This window comes from Amycolatopsis coloradensis (assembly GCF_001953865.1).
Classification (GTDB): Bacteria; Actinomycetota; Actinomycetes; order Mycobacteriales; family Pseudonocardiaceae; genus Amycolatopsis; species Amycolatopsis coloradensis.
Genome location: NZ_MQUQ01000001.1, coordinates 118,275 through 136,951 on the forward strand (window position 1 = coordinate 118,275; position 18,677 = coordinate 136,951).

17 protein-coding genes are annotated in these 18,677 nt (G+C 68.0%); 8 read left to right on the forward strand and 9 right to left on the reverse strand.

Annotation, left to right across the window (positions count from 1 at the left end; genetic code table 11):
- Window positions 1–36: 36 nt before the first annotated feature.
- A complete protein-coding gene (locus tag BS329_RS00570) occupies window positions 37–1,599 on the forward strand; it encodes a DUF4139 domain-containing protein (protein ID WP_076154711.1) in 1,563 nt (520 codons plus the stop codon).
- A 69-nt stretch (window positions 1,600–1,668) separates the two neighbouring features.
- Here the strand turns inward: BS329_RS00570 and BS329_RS00575 are convergent, their stop codons facing one another.
- Genes BS329_RS00575 through BS329_RS00585 form a run of 3 tightly spaced genes read right to left on the reverse strand, consistent with a single transcriptional unit; the run spans window position 1,669 to window position 3,511 of the window.
- Window positions 1,669–2,100: a CBS domain-containing protein gene (locus BS329_RS00575; protein ID WP_076154713.1), complete on the reverse strand. Its 432-nt coding sequence runs from the start codon at window positions 2,098–2,100 to the stop codon at window positions 1,669–1,671.
- A 47-nt stretch (window positions 2,101–2,147) separates the two neighbouring features.
- Window positions 2,148–2,630: a hypothetical protein gene (locus BS329_RS00580; protein WP_076154715.1), complete on the reverse strand. Its 483-nt coding sequence runs from the start codon at window positions 2,628–2,630 to the stop codon at window positions 2,148–2,150.
- Window positions 2,627–3,511, reverse strand: coding sequence for a neutral zinc metallopeptidase (locus BS329_RS00585; protein ID WP_076154717.1), 885 nt, complete (start codon window positions 3,509–3,511; stop codon window positions 2,627–2,629). The genes BS329_RS00580 and BS329_RS00585 overlap by 4 nt, the downstream gene beginning before the upstream one ends.
- 85 nt (window positions 3,512–3,596) lie before the next feature.
- Here BS329_RS00585 and BS329_RS00590 point away from each other — a divergent pair, with 85 nt between their 5' ends.
- A complete protein-coding gene (locus BS329_RS00590; protein ID WP_076154719.1) occupies window positions 3,597–5,603 on the forward strand; it encodes a prolyl oligopeptidase family serine peptidase in 2,007 nt (668 codons plus the stop codon).
- A gap of 51 nt (window positions 5,604–5,654) precedes the next feature.
- Here BS329_RS00590 and BS329_RS00595 read toward each other — a convergent pair whose 3' ends face one another.
- Entirely contained in the window at window positions 5,655–5,969 is a 315-nt protein-coding gene (locus BS329_RS00595; RefSeq protein WP_076154721.1) for a DMT family transporter, read from the reverse strand.
- Window positions 5,969–6,625 carry an FMN-dependent NADH-azoreductase gene (locus BS329_RS00600; protein ID WP_076154723.1) on the reverse strand — a complete coding sequence of 219 codons (657 nt, stop codon included), beginning with the start codon at window positions 6,623–6,625 and terminating at the stop codon, window positions 5,969–5,971. Before BS329_RS00600 ends, BS329_RS00595 begins: the two co-directional genes overlap by 1 nt.
- 92 nt (window positions 6,626–6,717) lie before the next feature.
- On the opposite strand from BS329_RS00600, the gene BS329_RS00605 reads away from it, so the two are divergent.
- Complete coding sequence (locus BS329_RS00605; RefSeq protein ID WP_076154725.1) at window positions 6,718–7,305, forward strand: TetR/AcrR family transcriptional regulator; 588 nt, start codon at window positions 6,718–6,720, stop codon at window positions 7,303–7,305.
- Here BS329_RS00605 and BS329_RS00610 read toward each other — a convergent pair whose 3' ends face one another.
- Window positions 7,306–7,704 carry an SRPBCC domain-containing protein gene (locus BS329_RS00610; protein ID WP_076154727.1) on the reverse strand — a complete coding sequence of 133 codons (399 nt, stop codon included), beginning with the start codon at window positions 7,702–7,704 and terminating at the stop codon, window positions 7,306–7,308.
- A 55-nt stretch (window positions 7,705–7,759) separates the two neighbouring features.
- On the opposite strand from BS329_RS00610, the gene BS329_RS00615 reads away from it, so the two are divergent.
- The 4 genes from BS329_RS00615 to BS329_RS00630 all read left to right on the forward strand — a co-directional run bounded on the left by BS329_RS00615 (window position 7,760) and on the right by BS329_RS00630 (window position 11,055).
- The gene (locus BS329_RS00615) at window positions 7,760–8,359 is read left to right on the forward strand and encodes a CGNR zinc finger domain-containing protein (protein WP_076154729.1); all 600 of its coding nucleotides are present in this window, start codon (window positions 7,760–7,762) and stop codon (window positions 8,357–8,359) included.
- 18 nt (window positions 8,360–8,377) lie between these two features.
- Entirely contained in the window at window positions 8,378–9,427 is a 1,050-nt protein-coding gene (locus BS329_RS00620; RefSeq protein WP_076154731.1) for a DUF2293 domain-containing protein, read from the forward strand.
- A gap of 335 nt (window positions 9,428–9,762) precedes the next feature.
- On the forward strand, window positions 9,763–10,113 hold the full coding sequence (locus BS329_RS00625) for a DoxX family protein (protein WP_076154733.1): 351 nt from the start codon (window positions 9,763–9,765) through the stop codon (window positions 10,111–10,113).
- Window positions 10,114–10,200: 87 nt separating this feature from the next.
- Window positions 10,201–11,055: a phosphoribosyltransferase gene (locus BS329_RS00630; RefSeq protein WP_143252777.1), complete on the forward strand. Its 855-nt coding sequence runs from the start codon at window positions 10,201–10,203 to the stop codon at window positions 11,053–11,055.
- Window positions 11,056–11,097: 42 nt separating this feature from the next.
- On the opposite strand, the gene BS329_RS00635 is transcribed toward BS329_RS00630, so the two are convergent.
- The 3 genes from BS329_RS00635 to BS329_RS44285 all read right to left on the reverse strand — a co-directional run bounded on the left by BS329_RS00635 (window position 11,098) and on the right by BS329_RS44285 (window position 17,588).
- Window positions 11,098–16,269, reverse strand: coding sequence for an adenosylcobalamin-dependent ribonucleoside-diphosphate reductase (locus tag BS329_RS00635; RefSeq protein WP_076154737.1), 5,172 nt, complete (start codon window positions 16,267–16,269; stop codon window positions 11,098–11,100).
- A gap of 33 nt (window positions 16,270–16,302) precedes the next feature.
- Window positions 16,303–16,791, reverse strand: coding sequence for a transcriptional regulator NrdR (gene nrdR / locus BS329_RS00640; protein ID WP_037304189.1), 489 nt, complete (start codon window positions 16,789–16,791; stop codon window positions 16,303–16,305).
- Window positions 16,792–17,093: 302 nt separating this feature from the next.
- Window positions 17,094–17,588, reverse strand: a complete 495-nt coding sequence (locus tag BS329_RS44285) for a LysM peptidoglycan-binding domain-containing protein (RefSeq protein WP_076154739.1) — start codon at window positions 17,586–17,588, stop codon at window positions 17,094–17,096.
- Window positions 17,589–17,911: 323 nt separating this feature from the next.
- Between BS329_RS44285 and lexA the strand changes: the two genes are divergently transcribed.
- On the forward strand, window positions 17,912–18,628 hold the full coding sequence (gene lexA / locus BS329_RS00650) for a transcriptional repressor LexA (protein WP_076154741.1): 717 nt from the start codon (window positions 17,912–17,914) through the stop codon (window positions 18,626–18,628).
- The last annotated feature ends 49 nt before the right edge of the window (window positions 18,629–18,677 follow it).

Here is an 18,677-nt window from a genome sequence, read left to right on the forward strand (position 1 = left end):
CCCCCGAACAGGTGTCAAGAGACTAACGTCGGAGGCATGCCGAGCATCGTGGAAGCACCGATCGTCGCCGTCACCGTGTACCCCCACCATGCCCGGATAACGAGACGGGCCTCGGCACGCCTTGACAACGAGACGCGGTTCAGCTTCGCCGGCCTGCCCTGGAACCTGGACTCCGATTCGGTCCGGATCACCGGCTCCGGTCCGGCGGTCATCGCGGGGGTCGACGTCGCCGTCGAGCGCCATCCCGCGCCCGCCGACGCTTCCTTGCGCGCGCTGACCGAGCGGCGGCACGCCGACCAGGCCGTGGTCGACGAGGTCGCGGACGCCGTCGCCGCGGAGACCGCGAAGGTCGAGCTGCTGACCGGGGTGGCGAAGCGGAGTGGCGGCAGCTTCGCGAAGGCGCTCGCGGCGGGCACGGCCGAACCGGTCCGGGTCGCGGAGGTGACCGACGCGCTCGGCACGCAGCTGGCGGACGCGCTGGGCAAACGCCGCGAACTCGGCGTCCGGCTCGCCCGGCTTCGTGACGACCTCGGCGCGCTGGACCGGGAGATCCAGTCGAAGCAGGGACTGGCCGAAGTGGACAGCGCGACGGTCACGGTCGAGCTGGAAAGCCAGGAGGACGGCGCGGAGATCGGCCTCGAACTGTCCTATGTGGTCGCGAACGCGAGCTGGGAGCCCGGTTACGACGTCCGCGTCCGTGGCGAGGACGTCAGCGTGACCTGGTACGGGAGGATCACCCAGCACACCGGCGAGGACTGGCCCGAATGCGAGCTGGCCCTGTCCACCGCGCGGCCGGCGAACACCGTGGAGGTCCCCGAACTCGAACCGTGGTTCCTCGACCGCGTACGCCCGGTCCAGCCGGTGATGGCACGCGCCGCGTACGGCGGGGCGTCACCGATGGGCGGCGGGATCCCGGAAGCGGTGAGCATGGCGCCCGCCGGGGCCCCGATGGCGGTGCGGACCGCGACCGCCGAGGAGGGGGCCACCGCGGTCACCTACCGGCCGGGCCGTCCGGTGGCGGTGCCTTCGGGCGCGCAGGGTCATCGCACGACGCTGGCGCGGCTGGACCTGACGGCGAAATTGGGCTACGTCACCGCTCCGGCGGTCTCGTCGGAGGCGTATCTGCGGGCGGCCGTGGTCAACACGTCGGAACACACCCTGCGGCCCGGGAAGGCGTCGGTGTTTCACGAGACGGAGTTCGTCGGCACCACGCGGCTCGACGTCTGGGCACCGGGCGAGGAACTCGAACTCGCTCTCGGCGTGGACGACCGGATCCGGGTCGAACGGGAACTCTCGCATCGCTCGGCGAGCAAGGCGACGCTGTCCGGCGTGCGCAAACGGGAGGCCGCCTACACCACGACCATCAGCAACCACAGCCCGCGCGAAGCGGTGGTGACCGTGCTGGACCAGGCGCCGGTCTCCCGCGACGAAGCGATCACGGTCCGCGACGTCCGCGCGGTGCCCGAGCCGGTGGAGCAGACCGATCTGGGTGAGTTCACCTGGCGGCTGACGCTCGCTCCGGGCGCGAAGGGCGTCGTGACACTCGGATACCGGGTGGATGTCGCGAAGGGTGTGGAGCTTTCCGGCTGGCGCGAGTAGCCGTCGGCGATGTTATGAACGGACCTTTCATAACAGATTTTGTTATGAAAGGTCCGTTCATAACAAAGATCAGCCCTGCGAGATGTACGCCTCGAGCTGTTCCTGACTCTTCTCCAGCTGCTCCATTCGTGTCTTCACGACGTCGCCGATGCTCACGATCCCGGCGAGCCTGCCGTCCACCAGGACCGGGACGTGCCGGATGCGGCGTTCGGTCATCAGGACCGACAGCTGGTCCACCGAGTCCTCGGGGGTACAGCTCGCAACCATCTTCGTCATGATCGCGGACACCGATCCGTCGAGCAGCTGGGGCCCGCGCTCGTTGAGCCGTCGCACCACGTCCCGTTCGGAGACGATCCCGACGATCCCGCCCTCGTCGTCGACGACCACCAGGGCGCCGACGTTGTGCTTCGCGAGTCTCTCGAGCAGCTCAGTGACGTTCGTCTCCGGCGAGACGGTCGCGACGGCCGCCCCCTTGTTCCGCAACAGATCGGAAATCCGCATACGCGCTCCTCCCGGATGGGTGACCTGAGTCACTCCAGGTTATGGCCTCACCGCCGTGCGCGGAAGTCCGGAGAGTCCGATTCGATGCCCAGCCTGGCCGCGAGCGCGTCGTAGGCCTCGACGATCCCAGTGCCGTACGGGTCGTCACCGAGCGCGCCGAGGGTCCCCCGACCGAGCTCCCACTGGGCCTTCGCGGCCTCGTGATCACCGAGTTTGCGGTAATCCTCGGCGAGGTTGAGATGCAGCGACGGGTAGAACCCGCGCACGGCGAGGGTCGCGTGATACTCCTGGGCGCGTTCGTCGGTCAGTGAATCCGCGGCCGCGAGCGCGCGGAGATCCCAGGCGAGTTCGTCGGCCGGGTCGTCGCGGACGTCGGCCATGTAGTGCGCGAGCGCGCATCGGTGCAGCGGGTCGCCTTCCGCACCGATCCGCTCCCACAGCGCGGCGAACTTCTCGCGCGCGCCCGCCCGGTCGCCGGAGATGTGCAGCTGGAGACCGGTGTGGATCTCGGCCATCACGTCGTCGCTCATTTGACCTCCGAAGCGGGTGCCGCCCAGGTGTTGCACGACGACGTCGTCTTCCCGGAGAACCCGGCCTTCGCCCATTTCAGCTGGTTACGGCCACTGCCGTGGGTGTCGCTGTCGTCGGTGTCGCCGTAGGTGTCGAGCGCGGCGGTGGCCAGCGAAGTGCTGATCGACCCGCGCCCGGCGGCGGCCGCGAGGGCGAGCGCGCCGAAGCAGTTCGCCTGGAGTTCGATACGGCGGACCCGTTCCTTGTCGGCCGGGCTGTCCTCGTCCGGCGAGGTCATCTTCTCCGCGGCGGCCGACAAAATCCCGCTGGAGCGCTGGATGTGGTGCCCGTACTCGTGGGCCATGGTCGCGAGGTGACGGGACCGTTCGAGACCGGCGTCGCTCAGCATCCACTCGGTCGGCGCGTAGATCGTGGTGTCACCACCGCAGTAGTAGGCGACGGCCTCGGCCTCGCTCGGCACCTTCCCGCAGGCGCTCGTCTCCGGCAGCGTCACCTGCACGGTCACCGTCAGCGCGGGTTCGTTCGCCTGGTCCAAAGCCGGTTTCCAGGCTTCGGCGAGACAGGACGCGAAGGTCTTGTAGTACCGCTCCAGCTTCGCGGGGTCCCGGCTGATCGCCGGCAACCGGCAGGTGACCGCGCCGAGCGCGACCCCGTCGGCCAGCAGCGGGTTCGTTTCCAGCTCCCGCACCTCCTCGGGCGCGGGTTTGGCCGGTGCCTTGGCGCGTTCGGAAGGGAGCGCGTCCGGTACAGGAAGGGCCTGGCCGTGGATCTCCCGCGGTCCGCCCGCCATCGCCATCCCGGCGGCGGTCAAGGCCGCGACGATAAGCAGGCCGACCACGGCGGTGCCCGGATGGCGGGATACCTCGTCGGTGCCGGTCATGGTCTCCCCCCAGCGTGCGAGCCCTCAGCATACGAAACGCCACACCTGGTGGCGCCGGGGCCGACACCCCGGCGAGACTGTCAGCATGAGTGACGAGGACCCGTACCTGTGGCTGGAAGACGTGACCGGCGGCGACGCGCTGGACTGGGTGCGAGCCCGCAACTCCGAATCTCTGGCGGAGCTGTCCACCGGCGAGCGGTTCGCCGGCATCCGTGACGAGGTCCGCGAGGTCCTCGACGCCGACGACCGGATCCCGTACGTCCGTCGCCGCGGCGAGTACCTGTACAACTTCTGGCAGGACTCGGCCAACCCTCGCGGCCTGTGGCGCCGCACCACCCTCGAGCAGTACCGGCTCGACGCGCCGGAGTGGGATCTCCTGCTCGACGTCGACGCGCTGGCCGAGGCCGACGGCGAGAACTGGGTGTGGCAGGGCGCCGCCGTCCTGCGGCCGGGCTACGACATCGCGCTGGTCGAACTGTCGCGAGGCGGGGCCGACGCGACCGTCGTCCGCGAATTCGACCTCGAAGAACGCCGTTTCGTCGAGGACGGGTTCTTCGTGCCCGAAGCCAAGACCCGGATCGGCTGGATCGACCGCGACCGCGTCTACATCGGCACCGATTTCGGCGCGGGGACGCTGACCAGCTCGGGCTATCCGAGGCTGGCCAAGGAATGGCGGCGCGGCACCCCGCTCGAAGAGGCGACGGTGGTCTTCGAGGGCAAGCCGGATGACGTCTCGGTGTCGGCCCACCACGACCCGACCGAGGGATACGAACGCGACTTCGTCTACCGGTCGATCGACTTCTACCGCACCGAGCGGTACGTCAGGACGGCTGACGAGCTGAAGCGGATCGAGGTCCCCGAAGACGCGCAGACGTCCTCGCACCGCGAATGGCTGCTGATCCGGCTCCGCTCGGACTGGACCGTCGACGGCACCACCTATCCGTCCGGCACCCTGCTCGCCTCCGGATTCGACGCCTTCATGGCGGGTGAGCGCACCTTCACGACGCTCTTCACGCCCGACGCGCACACGTCGCTGGAGTACTGGGCCTGGACGCACAACCACCTGCTGCTCTCGACGCTGTCCGACGTCCGGACTGAACTGCACGTGCTCACGCCGTCGGACGACTGGAGTTCGCAGCCGCTCGCCGGCACACCGGAATGGGGCACGGCGCAGATCACCGGCACCCACCCCGACGTCAGCGACGAGTACCTGCTCGACTCCAGCGGCTACACCCAGCCGTCGACGCTGAGCTACGGGCACGTCGGCGGCGACGTCGAAGTCCTCAAAAGCGCGCCTTCGTTCTTCGACAGCGACGGCATGACGGTCTCGCAGTACTTCGCGACGTCGGAGGACGGCACGAAGATCCCGTACTTCGTCGTACGCCCCTCCGGCGCCGAAGGCGGGCCGACGCTGCTGACCGGGTACGGCGGCTTCGAGGTCTCGCTGACCCCCAGCTACAGCGGCGTGATCGGCCGAGGCTGGCTCTCGCGCGGCGGGACCTACGTCGTCGCGAACATCCGCGGCGGCGGCGAATACGGGCCCGCCTGGCACACCTCGGTCACCAAAGCCAAGCGGTACAAGGTCTACGAGGACTTCTCGGCCGTCGCCGCCGACCTCGTCGAGCGCGGCATCAGCGAGCCGGACCGGCTCGGGATCCAGGGCGGCAGCAACGGCGGGCTGCTGATGGGCGTCATGCTCACGCGGTACCCGCACCTGTTCGGGGCGATCGTGAGCCAGGTGCCGCTGCTGGACATGAAGCGATACCACAAACTCCTCGCGGGAGCGTCGTGGATGGCCGAGTACGGAGATCCCGACGATCCCGCGGAATGGGACTTCATCGGGAAGTACTCGCCGTACCAGAACGTCCACGGTGGACGGGACTATCCGCCGGTCCTGTTCGTCACCTCCACCCGGGACGACCGGGTGCATCCCGCGCACGCGCGCAAGATGGTCGCGCGGATGCTGGAGCAGGGGCACGACGTGCGGTACCACGAGAACATCGAGGGTGGCCACGGCGCGGCGGCCGACAACGAGCAGCTGGCGTTCAAATGGGCGCTGATGCTCGAATTCCTGTGGGAGAAGCTCGCCTGACGTGTGATGAAAGGGTCTTTCGCTTCGAAAGACCCTTTCATCACACCCGGCTCACTCCGTCACCTTCGCCAGCACCACCCCTCCGACGATCAGCGCCATCGCCGCGAACCGCCCGAAACCGAGCGGATCCTGGTGGATCACGATGCCGAACACGATCGCGCCCACCGCGCCGATCCCGGTGAACACGGCGTACGCGGTCCCGACCGGCAGCGTGTCCATCGCCTTCGAAAGCAGGTAGACGGCCGCGACGCCGAGTACGAAACAGAGCACGGTCGGCCAGAACCGGGTGAAGTTCTCCGTCGGTTTGATGCTCTGCGACCAGGCGACCTCGACGACCCCGGCCACCAGCAGGATTCCCCAGCCCATCAGACCGCCCCTTCCGCCGAGGCGAACGACTCCGCCGCCCGCAGCGCCGTTTCCCGCGACGCGACCCGGTCGGGGTCGCGCGGGCTCAGCCGCGGGTCGACGAGCGCGTTCGTGAGTTCGGAATGCAGGAACGTGACGTCGTGGACGTCGTAGTGCCCGGCGAAGAAGTCACGGAGATAGCGCTCGTGGTGGTCGACAGGCTCCCTCGGCGTGCCCGGCAGGTAGGTGCCGCCGCGCGCCCCGGCGACCACGAAGGCTTTGCCCGCCAAGGACATCTTCGGGAACGTCACCTGGTCGATCCACAGCTTGAGCGTCGCGGGAATCGAGAAGTTGTACATCGGCGCGCCGATCAGCACGACGTCGGCGGCGAGCAGTTCGGCCAGCAGCGGCTCGACCACGGCCCAGGCCTCCCGCTGTTCCGGAGTCTCGACCACCGAGGCGTAGCCGTCCGGGTCGGTGATCCCGGCGGCGAGGAGGGCGTCACAGATCTCGGTCCAGGCCTGCCCGATCGGCGGCACCGGCTCGGCGGCCACGTCGCGGTAGGTGTAGCCCGCGCCAGGACGCGCGGCACGCCAGACCTCGGCGAAACGAGCACTCAGTTCGCGGGAAAACGACGCGCCGCGGGCGCTGGAGTCGAGGTGGAGAAGGTGGCTCATCGGGGCCTCCCAGCCAGGAAATGGACACAGCGTCCACTTGCTTCGCCGGGTACAAGTGGACGTCGCGTCCGGATATTCCCTAGGCTGCGGACATGCCGAAGGAAGATCTGCTCGCGAACGGCCCGGGACGGGAGCGCTCGGACGCCGCCCGTAACCGCGCGAAGATCCTGAAGGCCGCCGAAGAACTCTTCGCCGCACGTCCGGCCGCGGACGTCACCATGGAGGACATCGCCAAAGCGGCCGGGGTCGGCCGCGCCACCTTGTACCGCCGCTACCCCGACCGATCGGCGATCGCCGTCGCCTTACTGGACGACCACGAGCGGGAACTGCAGGAGCGGTTGCTCACCGGCCCTCCCCCTTTGGGCCCCGGCGCGCCACCCGCCGAGCGGCTGGCCGCGTTCTACGCGGCGATGACCGGCCTGCTCGCCCGGCACGCGCATCTCGTCCTCGGCACCGAAGTCGGGCACTCACGGTTCACCACCGGCCCGTACCGGCTGTGGCGCACGCACGTCCGTTTCCTCGCCGAGCAGGCGAAGGCGAAGGACCCGGACGTGCTAGCCGACATCCTGCTGGCGCCGCTCGCTCCCGAGGTCTTCCTCCACCAGACCGGCGAACTCGGCCTGAGTCCCGAACGCATCACCGGGGCACTGGACGAACAGGCGCGGCGAGCACTGTCCTGATCAGGCGGCGAGGCCGTCGACGACGACCTTCATCACGGTCCGCCAGTGCTCTCGCTGCGCGGCACGCTCCTCCGGACCGGCGAGCCGCTCCTGATGGAAGACGACGGTCGTCTTGCCCGGTCCGGCCGGACGGAGTCCTACCTGGACCGTACTCTCGTGATCCCAGTCCTTCGGCCGCCAGGTGAGACGGATCTTCTCGCGCACGCGGTAGCCGCGAACCTCGCCGACCGTGCCCTCGGCCGTCTCGTACGGCGCGCCCTTCTCCGGCTCCAGCCGCACGTCGCCCAGCCAGGCCGCCAGACCCGGCCCCGAGAGGTACTTCCACACGTGTTCCAGCGGATGGGCCACCGTCTTGGACACGCCGATCTCCCAGCCCGCGTCCTTCGTCTTCCCGATCATCACGCCTCCGCCGTAACCGTCTTACCTGGTTTCTGAAACCGACTATAGTGGTTACATGACTCCGGGAACAAGACTTCTCGTGAACGCCCAGGGCGAGCGGTACCGGTTCGACCCGGGCAGCCTCAGCCTCGAACTCATGCTGACCGGCGGCCCCGGCCCGTACGAGCGCTACGAGATCGCGCATACGCCGTCCGGCCTCGCCGAGTGGTTCACCGGCTCCCGGCTGGCGCTGACAGCGCCCTTGACCGACGTCCGGATCCGGCCGTCCGAACTCGCCGCGCTCAAGGAACTCCGGGACGCGCTCTACCGCGTCGCGCCCGCCCTCGCCCGCGGCGAAGCGCCGTCGGAGGAAGACCTTGTCCTGCTGAACGACGCGACGGCGGCGACCCCGCGGCCGGTCATCGATCCGGAAACGCGGCGGCTCACCTGGGCGCCTCCCGTCACCGGGAAACAGCTCCTGGGCGCCGTCGCGCGCGACGCGATCGGGCTCGTCGCGGGCGAACGGTCCGGCCGCGTCCGCGAATGTTCGGCCGACGACTGCCACCTGCTCTTCTTCGACACATCCCGTTCGGGCAACCGCCGCTGGTGCTCGATGGAGCGCTGCGGCAACCGCGCCAAGATCCGGGCCTACCGGGCGCGGGCCGAAACCGCGTGATCGCTAGGATTCCCGGCGATGCAGGGTGAGGCGAAACTGGAACAGCGCGTCGTGGAGACGGCGGAGAAACTGCTGTCCACACGCAAATCGGTGACCGCGCTCGACGTCCTGACGGGGATCGGCTGGCTACCGGACCCCGTCCTCAGGTCCTGGCAGCAGGGCCGGATCCCCGACCTGTCGACGGCGTTGCCGGTGAGCGCGGAGAAACTGAGCTTCGCTCTCGGCGCGCTCCGGCGATGGGCGACCGGGAAAGGCCTCGAAAGCGCGGACATCGAGCACGTCGGGGCGACGCGCGACCGAGCCCCGCTGAAGGCGGCCTCGGGCGAACTGGCCGGTCTCGAACCGGTGTTCCGGACGCAGTGGATCATGCCCGGGTTGTCCGAAGCCAAACGTGCGCAAGTCGTGGCCAGGCAACGGAAAGCTCCCGATCTCATCGTCTCGGTGGCTTTCAAGGACTGGGCGTGCGCCGACTGCGGCGGCACCGGCGACCTGCTGTTCCTGGAGAACGAGGTGCCGCACTGCCTCGACTGCGCCGACCTCGGCCACCTGGTCTTCCTGCCTTCGGGTGACACCGCCCTGACCCGCCGGGCGAAGAAGGCGAGCCGGCTCTCCGCCGTCGTCATGAAGTTCAACCGGTCACGGAAACGCCATGAGCGGCAAGGGATCCTCGTCGAGGACGCGGCGTTGCGCAGCGCCGAGGACCAGTGCCTCGCCGACGAGGACGTCCGGGAACGACGCCGCGGGCGCGATCGTGAACGCCGCGCGCACGAGGACGTCGAGTTCACCGCGCGGTTCTTCGCCGCGATCACCGCAATGTTCCCCGGCTGCCCACCGGAACGAGCCCGCGCCATCGCCGAACACGCCGGCCTGCGCGGCAGCGGCCGGGTCGGCCGGTCGGCCGCCGGACGGGAACTGGCCGAACGAGCGGTGTTCCTCGCCGTCGTCGCCTCGATCCGGCACCTGGACACCGACTACGACGACCTCCTCATGGCGGGCGTGGAACGACAGGCCGCCCGCGACCGCATTCAGGCCGCCATCGACGCCGTCCTCGACCGCTGGCGTTCCTGATCCCGGTGGCCGGTCACAACAGATAGTGGGCTCGGCCCCACCTGCCGAACTCAGCACCGGTACAGGGCAGGCGCGCACCTGTGGCTCGGACCAGGTCGATGAGATTTCCGGCAGCCACTTCGGTCAGCTTCCCATCCCGGCAGGCCCGGGGCCAGGAGCCATACGGTTCCGTGAACTTCAATCCCGTACCGCCGGGCCACCCGAATCGCGGCCTGGTCATCGGTTATCAGTGTGGTGCGATTTTCGCACATTCGCCAAGTCGACCGATGAAACAGTACGGCCGGGTTGTGCTCCAGCGGCTGTCACGTTCGGGCCGCGGGCCTCGTCCAGAGCGCATGTTCACCGCTTACCTCACCTTGGCCATCGTGACGGTCGTGTTCAACGCCGGAATCGCCGCCGCTGACCTCGCGCGTATCCCGTTCGTCCTCAAGAACTCCGCCGAAGTCGGCGTGCCCCAGTCCTGGATCCCGCCGCTGGCCGCGCTCAAAGCGGCGGGTGCGGCTGGACTGCTGCTCGGCCTGTTCGGGGTGACGTTCCTCGGCACCGCGGCGGCTGTCGGGCTCGTGCTGTTCTACGTCGGCGCCGTCATCACCCACATACGCGCACGCGTGCTCTACAACATCGCCTTCCCGGCGGGTCTTCTCGCGCTGGCGGTGGCGACGCTCGTCCTCGACCTGGCTCGATGAGGGGTCGGCCCGATCTCCGGAATTCCGACCGGCTGTCGGCGCTCCGTGCCAAGCTTGGGTTCGTCCACGTTCTCAGAGGGAGCGACTTTGACAGCACCACGTTATCGCCCGGATCGTCGCGGGAAACACCTCGAGGATTGGCGACTGGAGCGATCGGCATCGGCATGGTTCCTCGAATACCGCGGTGTCCCGGCGATCACCGATCACGTCCTCGGCGTCCTGCCGCGAGCCGAAAGAGTTCGCACGCTGAAACACGACGCGGCGTGGCCTTACCGGATCCGGATGGACTTCGAGCCCGACAGTTCACTGAATGAGTTCATGGACTTCCTGCGAGAGGTTCTCGTCATCAACATCGAACAGAAGGGCCATCTCGACGCCGCGGTCGCGCTGGACTTCTATCAGCGATCGGTCAGGGAAGGCTCGTCCGAACTCGTCCATACCGAAACGGCCGACCTCATCCGGCTGATCAAGGGCTACGCCGCTGCCCGCCGGGCGGAGGTGGATCACGCGGGGCTGAGGTTGTGCCGGTCGTTGAGCGATGTGGTGGTCCGGCACGAATGGTTCAACGAAGCCACTCGCATCCTTCCCGTTCCTGGCCACGCTCGGGACAAGCCGTCGGTGAGCGTCATGATCGGGACGCTTCTCTCCCAGGAGCTCGGCATTCCCCTGACCACGGTCGAATCCAGAAGCGAGGGCCGGAAGCCTGCCAAGAAAATGACCGACCGTGAACGCGCCGCGCTGCTTCACGAGTTCCGGATCGACGAGGATCTCGAAGGCCGGACCGTTCTCGTTCTCGACGATATTTACCACACCGGCTACACGATGGCCGGTGTCGCCTACGAGGCCAAGCGGTCGGGAGCCAAGATGGTTCTGGGCTTGGCCGCCGCCAGGAACATCCGCCGTCAGGCTGACAGCGATCACTGGACAGCGCGGAAGCGGTGATTCCGCGCTGCCCAGTGTCTTGGCCTCTGTAGTTCGCGGGCGTCAGCTGCAACCGGAGGTCGCTCCGCAGCCTTCGCAGGCGTAGCAAGAACCGGCGGGTCGCATCTTGGTGCCACAGGTCATGCAGAGCGGCGCGTCGGAAGCCGTGCCGAGGTTCAGCTCCACCAGTTCCGCCGTCGAATGGGCCACCCGCTTGGCGGGGTCCGCGGCCGACGAATCCACAGTGGACCGAAGTGCCTCGATGTCGACGTTCTCCGGTTCCGCGGCCGGCGCGGCGCCGTAGTTCGCCTCGACCTGCGCCGACCGCTCGTCAGCGGTGAAGATGCCGAGCTGCACGCGCTTTTCGTACGGCAGGTAGTCCAGCGCCAGCCTGCGGAACAGGTAGTCCATGACGCTCGTGGCGATCCGGATGTCCGGGTCGTCGGTCATCCCGGCGGGCTCGAAGCGCAGGTTGGAGAACTTCGAAACGTAGAACTCCAGCGGGATCCCGTGCTGCAGGCCGACCGAGATCGACATCGAGAACGCGTCCATCACGCCCGAGAGGGTCGAGCCCTGCTTGCCGAGTTTCACGAAGATCTCGCCGAGCCCGTCGTCCGGATAGGAGCCGGCGTGCAGGTAGCCCTCGGCGCCGCCGACGGTGAAGGACACCGTCTGGCTCGGGCGCTTCTTCGGCAGGCGCTTGCGGACCGGCCGGTACTCGACGACCGTCTCGGCCTCGGCCTTCTCCTTCTTCCCGCTGGACAGCGGCTGCCCGACCTTGCAGTTGTCGCGGTAGATCGCGAGTGCCTTGAGACCGGACTTCCAGCCCTGGAAGTAGATCTTTTCGACCTCCTCGACGGTCGCCGACTCCGGCATGTTGACCGTCTTCGAGATCGCGCCGGACAGGAACGGCTGCACCGCGGCCATCATCCGGACGTGCCCCATCGGCGCGATGGACCGCTCCCCCACGGCGCAGTCGAACACCTCGTAATGCTCGGAGCGCAGTCCAGGAGCGTCGACGACGTGACCGTGCTCGGCGATGTACTCGACGATCGCCTCGACCTGTTCGGCCTGGTAGCCGAGGGCGACCAGCGCGCGCGGGATCGTCTGGTTGACGATCCGCATCGAACCGCCGCCGACCAGCTTCTTGAACTTGACCAGCGAGAAGTCCGGCTCGATGCCGGTCGTGTCGCAGTCCATCATGAAGCCGATGGTGTTGTGACTGACGAAGCCATTGGCGACGTAGGTGACGTTGTCCGGAACCGACAGGTCGTAGGTGGGCTGAACACCGCCGTCCTCATTGGACTCGACAGGCTCGAAGAGGTAGTCGAGCGCCCGGCCCAGCCTGGGATCGAAGGTCTCGGAGTAGATCCGGCGGGCGAGCATCCGTGCCACTCCACCGGTCTGCCGCAGCGACTGAACGACCGCGTCGCGGTACTCGTGTCCGAACGGCACGAGTATGTCCCACACCTGCCGCGGAAGGTGCACTCGATCGCCCTTGGCCGAGCCCTTCGGCTCCAAGCACACCATCGCCCGAGCCTTGCGCTCACCGATGAAACCGACGATCTCGTCGAAGACCATGGCGTGGTCGACGTCACGCGGCCGAATCTGAACTATCGGCCCGCCGGACCCGCTGGTCGTCCGGCGGGTCGTGGTCGCCATGCCCAAGGCCAGCAGCAGAGTCCGGATGTCTTCGCCGAAAAGTTCCGAAGAGGTCGAGACGCTCGGAACTCCTTCGAGCACGGTCCCGTCCGCCTCGAAGACTCCGCGCAGGAAAGCAGCGTAGACCTCAGGGTCGTTGGACTCACGGATGGTCGCGGGGACTCGGGGAGTCCATCCCTTGCCGACGTGGTCGGAACCGGGAAGCTCCTTCGCGAATCCAGCCGCCTGCCACCATCGGGCCAGCCGGACGGACTGAAGTGTCACCTCCCGGTAGCCCTGACATGGCCGGACCGCGGGTTCGAGACCGAAAAGCCCTTTGCTCAGGATCCGCAACCGGTCGACGACATCGAGATCGGTGTCGGCCACACAGAGCCGGATGCCCTTCGAGTGCGAGCTGCCGTCGCCTTCGAAGTACCCCACCAGTTCCGCGAGATCGGCGGTGACCTCGTCCGGCACCCGGATACCGCGGTCGCCCGCGTAGTACGCCTGGTCGAGCACCGGCAGCGGCACCCGGCGGGGGGCACCGACCAAGCCGCCCAGTCGCAGGGGCACCAGGTCGCCGGACCGGATGTCGGCGAGCCGTTTCCAGACCCAGGCCCCGGTTCCCGGCTCCACCACCTTGACCCGGTGGGCGAGAGTGCCCTGGATCCGGTATCCGCCCTTGGTCTCGATCCGGCGGGTGGGCTCCTCGCCGTTGACGAAGAACTTCGCGGCCCTGCGCGGGCCTTCGTCGGTCGCGACCGTGAATTCGGCGTTCTGCCAGCGATCGCCGTACAGATCGCCGAGTTCGGAGAGCCGGGCCAGCCCGCGGTCGGTGGTGACCAGGGTGTCCGCGGTCAGGCATCCGGTGGGCGCGAGTACCGAAGCCTGCGCGTTGCGCCAGCCGCTGGTCTCGCCCAGTTCGATACCGCGCTTCCATTCCTGGGTCGCGAGCGCGCGGATCGCGGCGTCGTTCGCGTGGTAGGTCCGCACCAGTTCGTTGGCCGCGGCGTGCTTGCGCATGACCCGCCGATGCGCCTCGGAGTTGCGCGCGTAGCCCTCGTACGGTCCGACGACCGCGGCGAGTTCGGCCGAACGCCGGTACGAGACGCCGGTCATCAGCGACGTGATCGCGGCGGCGAGCGCGCGGCCGCCGTCGGAGTCGTAGGCGTGCCCGAGCGCCATCAGCAGCGCGCCGAGGTTCGCGTACCCGATGCCCAGCTGGCGGAACTTACGCGTGGTCTCACCGATCGCCTCGGTCGGGAAGTCGGCGAAACAGATCGAGATGTCCATCGCGGTGATGACCAGCTCGACGGCCTTCGCGAACAGCGGCGCATCGAAACCGCCGTCGGCGGTGGCGAACTTGAGCAGATTCAGCGAGGCGAGGTTGCAGCTGGAGTTGTCCAGGTGCAAATATTCGGAGCACGGGTTGGACGCGGTGATGCGGCCCGATTCGGGGCAGGTGTGCCAGTCGTTGATCGTGTCGTCGTATTGCAGTCCCGGGTCCGCGCATTCCCAGGCGGCCTGCGCGATGGTGCGGAACAGCTTCTTGGCGTCGACCCGGTCGATGACCTCGCCGGTCATCCTCGCCCGCAGGCCGAACTCGCCCTCGGACTCGACGGCCCGCATGAACTCGTCGGAGACACGGACCGAGTTGTTCGCGTTCTGGTATTGGACGGAGGTGATGTCCGAACCGGAGAGATCCATGTCGAACCCGGCGTCGCGGAGGACCTTGATTTTCTCCTCTTCGCGGGCCTTGGTTCGCACGAACTCTTCGACGTCCGGGTGGTCGACGTCGAGGACGACCATCTTCGCCGCGCGCCGGGTGGCGCCGCCGGATTTGATGGTGCCCGCGGACGCGTCGGCGCCGCGCATGAACGAGACCGGGCCGGACGCGGTACCGCCCGAGGACAGCAGCTCACGCGAGGAACGGATGCGGGAGAGGTTCAGGCCGGCACCGGAGCCGCCCTTGAAGATCAGCCCCTCTTCGCGGTACCAGTTGAGGATCGACTCCATGGTGTCGTCGACCGCGAGGATGAAACAGTTGTGGACCCGGAGGTTGCCGGAGAGGTACTCGCCGGATTCCGTCTGGATGTCGTAGACCGGCATCTCGCCGCGGCTTTCGATGCTCGCGATCTGCGGCCGTTTGGTCTCCAGCGCGGGACGCCCTGGCTTCTCGAACGATGCCTCGAGCTTCGCGGCCTTGATCGGGTCGAGGAAGCCGATGGTGTCGGCGAAGACCCGGCGATCCCCGGCGTTTCGGATGCGGATTCCCCACAGGTCGTGCCGGTCGTCCCGCTTCTCTTCCTTGCGGCCGACCCGCGCGAAGATGCCGAACCTGGACAGAAGGTGCTGGATCCCGCGGATCAGCTCTTCGCTGATCATGTCGAGACCGACCAGCGTCGACCGCTCACGCTCGGACACGTAGCCCTCGGCCTGGAAGATGCTCCGGAGATACGCGGCGACGACGGGCAGCGGCGCGGTGTTCAGATCCTCGGGGACCGTCATGGCGCGGCCGCGAGCGCGCAGCCCCCAGTCACTCACGAAGGCTTCCAGCTTGGTCCCGTAGAGACGGGTGCGACGGCAGTCCAGCGACTGGTCCTGCGTCTCGACTTTCCGCTCGTGCCGATGGACCTCGGGGAAAACCCGGTCCAGAGCACGCCGCACCCATGCGAGTTCGGCGTCGGTGACCGTCATGGCCTCGATCGTCAGCGAACGATTGGTTCCTTCGTACTGGCCGACGAAACCGTCCGACTGCAACCAGCCCGCGAGCGCGGCTTCGGCCACGTCCCGCTCGTTGATCTCGGCCTCGCCGAAGGCATCGCGCCGGTGCCATTCGAGGGTGTCTCCGGCACGGAGCTCCCCGGCGGGCACGAAGGAGCCACCACTCCCGGTCGAGCGCCAGACGAGGTGATCTGCGGTCACGTCGAGCCGATGACCGGACTTCGTCGTGAGACGAAGGACTTCCTTGATCCCGTTCGCTTTCGTCGCGACGACCTTGGTCAAGCCCTGGGCGTCGTAGACCTTGGCTCCCACCGCGTCCAGTTCGACGATGCGCCCGATGGGCACCGCGCCACCGGGGGTGTTGACCAGCGCGTCATAGGGTTGGCATGCCGAGACTTGCTGCTTCGAGGCGGTGCCGACGTTGAACCACACCGGCGAGTTGAAGCTGAACACCTGGTGCAGCAGCATCCAGGTCAGTTCGTGCTCGAAGACCTCGGCGTCCTCGGAGGTCGTGAAGTAGCCGTGTTCGCGGCCCGCGCCGACGTAGGAGTGGACGACGCGGTCGATCAGCTGCTTGAGGCTCTGCTCGCGCTGAGGTGAGCCGACGGCGCCGCGGAAGTACTTGCTGGTGACGATGTTCGTCGCGTTGACCGACCACGAGTCGGGGAACTCGACACCCCGCTGCTCGAAGTTGACCGTACCGTCGCGCCAGTTCGTCATCACGACGTCCCGCTTCTCCCAGGTGACCTGGTCGTACGGGTGGACGCCCTCGGTGGTGAAGACGCGCCGGACGGTGAGCCCGCCGGCCTGCTTCTTTTTCCCACTCGTCCGCGCTGTGCCCGGGTTGCCTGTTCCCACGGTGTCGGTCATGGGTCTTCCCTCACTCCCACGCGGGAGGCGGCATCAGCCGTCTTTCGCGTCTTGATCGCTCTCGTCCGGTGCGGCGGCCATGGCCTCACGAAGGTCCGAGATCTCCTTCTCGAAGTCCTCGACCGAGGAGAAGGAGCGGTAGACACTGGCGAACCGGAGATAGGCGACGCCGTCGAGTTCGCGCAGGGGGCCCAGGATCGCCAGGCCGACCTCGTGACTCGGGATCTCCGCCAGCCCCGCTGACCGGATCGATTCCTCGACCCGCTGCGCGAGCTGCTGCAGCGCGTCGTCGTCGACCGGCCTGCCCTGACAGGCGCGGCGCACCCCCCGGACCACCTTGTCCCGGCTGAACTGCTCGGTGACCCCGGATCGTTTGACGACGGCGAGCACCATCGTCTCCGAAGTGGTGAAGCGCCGGCCGCAAGCGGCGCACGAGCGCCTCCGCCGGATCGCCTGACCCTCGTCCACCTCTCGGGAGTCGACGACCCGAGAGTCCGCATGCCGGCAGAACGGGCACCTCATCCGCCGATCACCTTTCCCCTCCGCGCCGGCCGGTCCCGAGTGGACGCCCGCTCCCGCCGCCACGCAACGACGGGAAAGATCGACATGTGGATCGATCTGTGGACATCCGGTGGGTGAACGCCAGCCAGCTGTGGACAACTGGTACCGAGTCTACCCCAAGCTATGGACCAACTACAGCCATGTAACTACTACATATAGCGGTGGAGACTAGATCGCAGGTGGGGCGCACGCAACCGCGGCTGCGGGCCTGATCAGACACGAAAGGGGACATCACCCACGGCGGGTGAGAGCGTCTTCCAGGGTTACCTCCCACCCTCGGCGACCTCGGCCGCGACGGGGACCGTGAGCGGCAGTCCGGGCACGAGAACGGCGTCTTCCAGGGAGTTGAGTTCCTTGATCTTGGCGACGACCGCGCCGGTGTCGCTGCCTGGCGCGAATCGGGCCGCGAGATCCGACAGCGTCTCCCCCGCGGAAACGGACACCGTGGTGGTCCGTTCGGGCACCGCGGCGCCGGGAATCCCGGCCAGGAACAGACCCAATCCGGTGACGACCCCGGCGACGAGCAAGGCCATCGCGACGAGCGACGGCCACCGGAGCGGGAGTCGCCTGGGCGCCGGGCACGCCGGTGAGGCGGTGACGACGCCAGGGCGACGGCCTGCCACGACCCGCGCCCTGGTCGGCGGACGCAAGGGCTCGGCACGCCTGCCCCGAATCACGCGCACGGGCCTGGTCGCCCCTGCCGGAACGGGCCCGGGGGAACTGGGGCGCACCAGTCCTCGATCGGCCAGAATCGACATCGGAACCTCCTCGCAAGTCCTGCTTAACTCAGGTCCAGCGCCGGGCGGACCCGGCGATCATGATCGAACACGCGTTCTATCGAACGCCCGTGCGAATGTGTACCACCTTCCACCGACAAAAATCGAGCGACACGGCGTGTCCATCGAACAGATGTTTGAAATCGTCGTCCCGGCGGGCTAACGTCGTTGACCAGGGCGTCTGCTGTGCGGACGCCGCCGGTGCCGTGGGCGGGAAGATCGCCCGTCACCGGCGAAGACACGCGAAGTCGGTCCGGGGAACCGGACGTGCTGGGAGGCGACGCAGGAGATGAAGGAGCGATACGGTGGCTAAGGAGAGCAAGGCGGGGAACGCGCCTAGGCGCTCGGGCAAGGTGCGCGCCTTGCCCGAGGTCTACGAGGTGGACGAGACCCTGACCGTGCGGCAGCAGCAGGTGCTCGACGTGATCAAACTGTGGGTGAGCCGGTTCGGCTACCCGCCGAGCGTGCGTGAGATCGGCGAGGCGGTCGGGCTGACCTCCACCTCATCGGTGTCGCACCAGTTGCAGGCCCTGCAGCGCAAGGGATATCTGCGACGCGATCCGAACCGTCCGCGCGCGGTGGGTGTGCTCGCCGTGACGGACGACAACCCGATGGGCATCGACGTCGAGCAGCCGCAGTCGGCCGCGAAGGCCGCGTACGTGCCGCTCGTCGGCCGGATCGCCGCCGGTGGGCCAGTGCTGGCAGAGCAGGCGATCGAAGACGTCTTCCCGCTGCCCAGGGAAATCGTCGGTGAAGGTGACCTCTTCCTGCTCAGCGTCACCGGTGACTCGATGGTCGACGCCGCCATCACCGACGGCGACTGGGTCGTCGTGCGCCAGCAGCCCACGGCCGATCCCGGCGAGATCGTGGCGGCGATGATCGACGGCGAGGCGACGGTCAAGACGTTCAAGCGCAAGGACGGCCACATCTGGCTGATGCCGCACAACGAGGCGTACGAGCCCATCCCGGGTGACGACGCCACGATCCTCGGCAAGGTCGTCGCCGTTCTCCGCAGGCTTTAGTCCAGAGCTGGAGCACGCCGGGATCCCGGGTCCACGAGACCACGGGTCA